Genomic DNA, 6,371 nt, shown 5'->3' with positions numbered 1-6,371 from the left:
AGTGCCCATATTGCCGAAAGCAAATCCTTGAAAAACAGCGGCGAAAACACATTCTGCCAAAGTAGTGCTAAGCTGTCCGACATCATTTTCAGCTTGCCTCGGCCCGCGCCGCAGCGTTCACTCCGGCTCCAGCCTGCTGACAACATGCGGGCGACAAAAAGCGTGGGGGGAGACTGATGCGGGGGCTGTGGGCCGGATTGCATAATCATGCGATCGTCATTGCTGGGCTGATCGCCTATGGGTTGATCGCGCCGCTAAGCGCCCAGCCGTTTCCGTCGCGGCCGATCACCCTCGTGGTGCCGTTCGCGGCGGGCGGTCCGACCGATACGCTGGCGCGCATCCTGTCCGAACGCATCGCCGCTGAATTGCACACGTCGATCGTGGTGGAGAACATCGCCGGCGCCTCCGGCAGCATCGCCGGCGCCCGCGTCGCGCGCGCAACGCCTGATGGCACCACGATCACGATCGGCCATTGGGGCACGCATGTGCTCAACGGCGCGATCTTCAAGCTGCCATACGACGTGATCGCCGATTTCGAGCCGGTCGCGACGATCGCGATGGGCACGCAGCTCATCGTCGGCCGGAAGACGCTCGAAGCCAACACTCTGAAAGAGATGATCGCGTGGCTGAAGGCCAACCCCGGCAAGGTGACTGCCGGCACGGCCGGCGCCGGCACGGGGGCCCACGTCGCCGGTGTCTTCTTCAAGGAGAGGACCGGCACCGACTTCCAGTTCGTGCCGTATCGCGGCGCGGGGCCCGCCATGATCGACCTCGTGGCCGGGCAGATCGACATCATGTTCGATCAGGCCTCGAACTCGCTGCCGCACTACAAGAACGGTGCGATCAAGGCGTTCGCGGTGACGTCGCCGACGCGGCTCGCCTCCGCGCCCGATATCCCGACGGTCGACGAGGCGGGGTTGCCCGGTCTCTACATCTCCTACTGGCACGGCATCTGGGCACCGAAGAACACGCCGAAGGAGATCGTCACAAAGCTCAACGCGGCCATTGTCACCGTGCTTGCCGATCCCACCGTCAAGCAGCGGTTTGGCGAATTGGGGCAGGAGATTCCTCCGCCCGATCAGCAGACGCCCGCAGCGCTCGGAGCCTTCCAGAAGGCCGAGACCGAGAAATGGTGGCCGATCGTGAAGGCCGCCGACATCAAGGCGGAATAATACCACTGCCTCATCCTGAGGAGCCCGCGGAGCGGGTGTCTCGAAGGATGCGCCGCAAGCGAGAGCAGGGCCTGCGTGGTTCGCCCGGCGATGCAAAGCATCGTCCGGAGACGCGCGTTCCGCGCTCCTCACCATGAGGAGAACGACAGCCTCGCGGCGTTAACCTTTTCGTGCGCACGACGACCGGTCTGTCACCAAAACCTCGCTGCGGTGCGGGATCACAATGCTTGCCGCAGTTTTCTGCGTCCTTGATCTCAGGTGAGTGCTGGCCGACAATGCTCGCCCTTCAATAAGAAACTCCCTGGGGGAATTCGTGAATAGACCTGCTCGGGTCAGCGCCCATTCGACATCGTCCGATTCCGTGCACGGCATGGCGCTGCTGCGCGATCCCCTGCTCAACAAGGGCACCGCCTTCTCCGCGCAGGAGCGCGACGATCTCGGCCTGCGCGGCCTGCTGCCGCCTTGCGTGCTGACGATGGAGACCCAGGTCGAGCGCGTGCTGGTCAATCTGCGCACGCTGCCGACCGATCTCGAGAAATATGTCGCGCTGAATGCCTTGCACGACCGCAACGAGGCGCTGTTCTTCCGCGTCGTCGTCGACAATATCGACGAGATTCAACCGATCATCTACACGCCGACGGTCGGGCTCGCCTGCCAGAAATACGGCCTGATTTTCCAGCGGCCACGCGGCATGTTCATCTCCTCGCGCGATCGCGGCCAGATCGCCGAGATCCTGAAGAACTGGCCCTATCCGGCCAAGCTGATCGTCGTCACCGATGGCGAGCGCATCCTCGGCCTCGGCGATCTCGGCGCCAACGGAATGGGCATTCCGGTCGGAAAGCTCTCGCTCTATTCGGCCTGCGCCGGCGTGCATCCCGAAACGTGCCTGCCGATCGTGCTCGACGTCGGCACCAACAACGAAGAGCTCCTGAAGGACCCGTATTATCTCGGCCTGCGCGAGCGGCGGCTCACGGGCGAGGCCTATGACAGCTTCGTCGACGAGTTCATGGTCGCCGCGCGAAAGACCTTTCCGGGTGTGCTGATCCAGTTCGAGGATTTCGCCAACCACTCGGCGTTCAAGCTGCTGCACAAATACCGCGATGAGGCCTGCGTCTTCAACGACGACATCCAGGGCACGGCTGCGGTGGCGCTCGCCGGCCTGTTTTCGGCGCTGCGCGTCAACGGCGGCAAGCTGAAGGACCAGCGCATCCTGTTCCTCGGCGCCGGCGAGGCCGCGACCGGCATCGCCGATCTCGTGACGTCCGCGATGATGGCGGAAGGTGCCTCTGAAGCCGAGGCGCTTCGGCGCAACTGGCTGGTGGATTCCCGCGGCCTCGTCGTTGGCGCCCGCCAAGGCCTGTCCGGTCACAAGCTCCGTTATGCCCATGCCGGTCAGGCGCCGATCGCCGATTTCCTCACCGCGATCAGGACGCTGAAGCCGACCGCCATCATCGGTGTTGCCGCGGTCGGTGGCGCCTTCACGCCCGACGTGCTCAAGGCGATGGCCGAGCTCAACGAGCAGCCGATCGTGTTCGCGCTCTCCAATCCGACTTCGAAGGCCGAATGTTCGGCGGAGGACGCCTACCGCTACACCGGAGGCCGCGCGCTGTTTGCCTGCGGCAGTCCGTATGACCCCGTCAAGCTCAACGGCCGAACCTTCGTGCCGCGCCAGGGCAACAACTCCTACATCTTCCCGGGCGTCGGCCTCGGCGTCATCGCCAGCCGCTCGCGGCTGGTCACGGACGAGATGTTCATGGCGGCCGCCCATACGCTCGCCGATTGCGTCGGCAAGGACGATCTCGCGCAAGGCAGCCTCTACCCGGCGCTGCCACGCATCCGCGAAGTCTCGGTGCGTATCGCCGCCGCCGTCGCCGATGTCGCCTTTCAGCGCGGGCTCGCGGACGGACCCGCGCCGAACGACGTGAAGGGACTGGTTCAGTCCCAGATGTACGAGCCGCAGTACTGAGGCCTCCGCCTCGTCATGGCCGGGCATAGCCGTCCGAAGGACGGCGTCGCTTCCGCTCGCCTATGTCCCGGCCATCCACGCCTCGCCGGATGGTACGAAGAACGTGGATGCCCCGGACAAGCCCGGGCCCGACGACCGCTTGAAGCAAGCCACGTTAGGTCAGCACAGCGATACCATTTCAGGTAGAAACCCGGTTGCGCGGCGCGGCCGTATATGCGACGCTCTGTAGCGTTACAAGAAATTCAATCAAGGTAAGCCGCCATGGACGATCGTTTGCCCGAACTGGGCGACCTCGAGCACGAGGTCATGCAACTGGTTTGGGCCCATGGTCCTGTGACGGCCGAAATTGTGCGCGAGAAGCTGTCGCGTCGGCTGAAGGAATCGACAGTCCGCACGGTGCTGCGCCGGCTGGAAGAAAAGGGCTATGCTCGGCACACGGTGGACGGACGCACCTATGTCTACCACGCAGCCGAAGAGCGCGCGCGGGTTGCGGCCAAGGCGGTGCAGCGCATCGTCGACTGGTTCTGCAACGGCTCGATGGAGGAGGTCCTCGTCGGCATGGTCGACAATGCGATGCTCGATCAGCAGCAGTTGCGCACACTGGCCGACCAGGTGGCCAAGGCGAAGAAGGCGAGGGGAGTGAAGAAAGAATGATCGCAACTCTGGCGGAGGCGGCGCTGCGCTCCCTTGTGCTGGGAGGCGTCGTCTGGTTCGGCCTCAACCTGTTTCGCGTGCGCAATCCGCACGTCCACATGACGGCGTGGGTCGTCGTGCTGCTGGCGTCGCTGGCGATGCCGTTCGTGATGCATTGGCCGACGGTCACGATCACCCGGCTGCCATCGCCGGTATCGGTGCCGGCTGATGTCATGCCAGTTGATATCTCGACGTTCGAGATGCCGCAGCCCATGCAGCCGATGACGCCCGGCGCGGCGATTCCGCCGTCGAAGAACGGCGTCTCAATCAATTGGTGGCTGATCGCTACCGTCATCCATGCCGGCGTCGCCAGCCTGTTGCTGCTGCGGCTGGCCATCGGCCTCTGTCTGACCTGGCGCCTCGCGCGCGCGGCAAGGCCGATCAACGGTCCGCGCATGGTCGACGCCGATGTGCGCGTCAGCCGCGACGTCGGCGGTCCCGTCACGTTTGGCTCGACCATTCTGGTGCCGCCGCAATTTTCCGGCTGGGACGCCAAGAAGCGCCTCGCGGTGCTCGCGCATGAGGGCGCGCATGTCGCCAACCGCGATTTCTATATACTCCTGCTCGCCTCCCTCAATCGCGCGGTGTTCTGGTTCAGCCCGTTCTCGTGGTGGCAGCTCGCGCGTCTGGCCGAACTTGCCGAGATCATCAGCGACGCCGAGGCCATCGAGGTGATCGACGACCGGCTGTCCTATGCGGAAATCCTGCTTGATTTTGCAAGCACGGTAAACCCGCGGCCGGTCGAGCTCGCGATGGCGCGGGCCTCGACCGTGCGCGCCCGCGTCGAGCGCATCATCGCGGCCGCCGCGATGCCCGTCGCGGTCGGCTGGCGCAAGCGGGCGTGGATCGCGGCTGCGATCGTCCCGGCCGTGATCGTGTCCGCCGGCATGATCGCCTATCGCACGCCGGAGCCTGCGCCGCTCGCCGCGGATAGTGGAGAGGTGCCGGCCCAGCATTACCGCCCCTTCGTCAATTTCTACGCCATGGGTCCGACCTCGGTGTTCGCGATCTTCCGCGACGGCGACGAGGTCTACGGCCAGCTCACCGGGCAGCGCAAATTGCGCCTGACGGTCGGCACTGACGGCATCGCATCCTACCCCGCCTCGTCCGGTGAGATCACGTTCCCGCTCGATGCGGAGCGCCGCTCCGCCGAGCTGATGCTGCGCATGAATGGACGCGACATCCGCGCACTTCTCGTTGCCGAGATGCCGACGGCGGCCACCGATTCCGGATCACTCGATCAATATGTGGGCTGGTACAGGATCGCACCGAACCGCGTGCTCACGGTGGACCGCGACGGGGATCGGCTCCAGGTGCAGGAAACCGTACAGGGCCGGGCTGCGCTCCTCGCTGAGGGGGCCGACGCCTTCTCGATCCGTGGCGACAATCTGCTGGTTTTCCTGCGCGACGAGCAGGCCAGGGTCTCGCGCGTGCTGGTCCAGAACGCGGTGTTCGGCGCCCGCCTCGCACCGCGGATCGATGCGGCCGCGGCGCAGGCGATCGAGGCCGACTTCGCGCGTCGCGTTGCGGAAGTCCCCGATCGTTTCCGCGAGCAGGTCCCGGTCGCCGGCGGCAAGGAGATGATCCTGCGCGGGATCGAGGATCTGCGCAGCGGCACGCCGAACTACGACCGGATGAGCGCACCGCTCGCCGCCAAGGTCCACCGCCAGGTCGACGAGTTGCACGCGACCTTCGTCGCCCTCGGTCCGGTGGAGTCGCTGTTCTTCCGCGGCGTCGGACCGGGCGGCTACGACATCTATGGTGCGAAATTCGAGAACGGCACGGCGGAATTCCGCCTGCTGCTCGAGCCAGACGGCAAGGCCGGCGACGTCATCTTCCGGGCCGACGGCAATGATGAGCTCGGCGGCATCGTCACGTGCGCCGAGGAGGCGAATGTGCGCGGCCGCGCCGGCACTTCGCCGATCCGGATCATGGTCTACAACGAGATGGGCGAGGACATCCGCGTCTTCAATCTCGATGCCGACGGCAATCGCAAGGCCCAGAGCGTGGTCCGGCCCAACATGAGCTGGGCGGCCACGACCACGGTGAACAATCCCTGGGTGATCGCCGACAAGTCCGGACGGTGCCTCGAGGTGCTGATGCCGGGTCGGCAGACGCGCTTCCACAATGTCGAGGCTTCCAACATGGGCGCGAAGCCGGGGCGCGCCGCCCGCCGCGCCGTTCCGATCGCCAATGGCGAGGATATGCTGCGCCGCTATATCGCTGATGTCGGCAAGGGCCAGCCGGACTACGAGCACATGACGTCGGAAGTCGCCGACATCACGCGGCAGCAGCTTCCGTTCGACCAGGCGATCCTGGCGAAGCTCGGCGCGCTGCGTGCGGTCTCGTTCCGCGGCGTCACCGCGCTCGACAGCGACATCTACATCGCCCAGTTCGCCAACGGCTCGGCGGAATGGCGGATCGGCGTCAGGAACGGCACGATCACCAAGATCGCGCTCGGGCCGAATTTCTAGGAGCGTTGCGGCCGTCCATCAGTCACGCCGGATGGGCGGCTCGCGATATCGGACGGGACAGCGCAA

4 protein-coding genes are annotated in these 6,371 nt (G+C 65.4%); all 4 read left to right on the top strand.

Features of this window, described 5'->3' with window-relative positions; translation table 11 throughout:
- Positions 1 to 176: 176 nt before the first annotated feature.
- The 4 genes from IVB13_RS24965 to IVB13_RS24950 all read left to right on the top strand — a co-directional run bounded on the left by IVB13_RS24965 (position 177) and on the right by IVB13_RS24950 (position 6,305).
- A complete protein-coding gene (locus IVB13_RS24965) occupies positions 177 to 1,172 on the top strand; it encodes a tripartite tricarboxylate transporter substrate-binding protein (protein WP_085350245.1) in 996 nt (331 codons plus the stop codon).
- 313 nt (positions 1,173 to 1,485) lie between these two features.
- Entirely contained in the window at positions 1,486 to 3,138 is a 1,653-nt protein-coding gene (locus IVB13_RS24960) for an NAD-dependent malic enzyme (protein WP_083926483.1), read from the top strand.
- Positions 3,139 to 3,399: 261 nt separating this feature from the next.
- Positions 3,400 to 3,792 (top strand): BlaI/MecI/CopY family transcriptional regulator, encoded by a 393-nt coding sequence (locus tag IVB13_RS24955; protein WP_018457458.1) that lies wholly within the window; start codon positions 3,400 to 3,402, stop codon positions 3,790 to 3,792.
- Entirely contained in the window at positions 3,789 to 6,305 is a 2,517-nt protein-coding gene (locus IVB13_RS24950) for a M56 family metallopeptidase (RefSeq protein WP_018457459.1), read from the top strand. The genes IVB13_RS24955 and IVB13_RS24950 overlap by 4 nt, the downstream gene beginning before the upstream one ends.
- Positions 6,306 to 6,371: the final 66 nt, after the last annotated feature.

The sequence above is a fragment of the Bradyrhizobium sp. 17 genome (assembly GCF_023073515.1).
Classification (GTDB): Bacteria; Pseudomonadota; Alphaproteobacteria; order Rhizobiales; family Xanthobacteraceae; genus Bradyrhizobium; species Bradyrhizobium canariense_D.
This window is presented reverse-complemented; position numbering and strand designations above follow the sequence as displayed.

Bases quoted from the DNA above. Each gene is read 5' to 3' on its own strand.
- IVB13_RS24965 (WP_085350245.1), top strand. From the start codon at position 177: ATGCGGGGGCTGTGGGCCGGATTGCATAATCATGCGATCGTCATTGCT.
- IVB13_RS24955 (WP_018457458.1), top strand. From the start codon at position 3,400: ATGGACGATCGTTTGCCCGAACTGGGCGACCTCGAGCACGAGGTCATG.
- IVB13_RS24950 (WP_018457459.1), top strand. From the start codon at position 3,789: ATGATCGCAACTCTGGCGGAGGCGGCGCTGCGCTCCCTTGTGCTGGGA.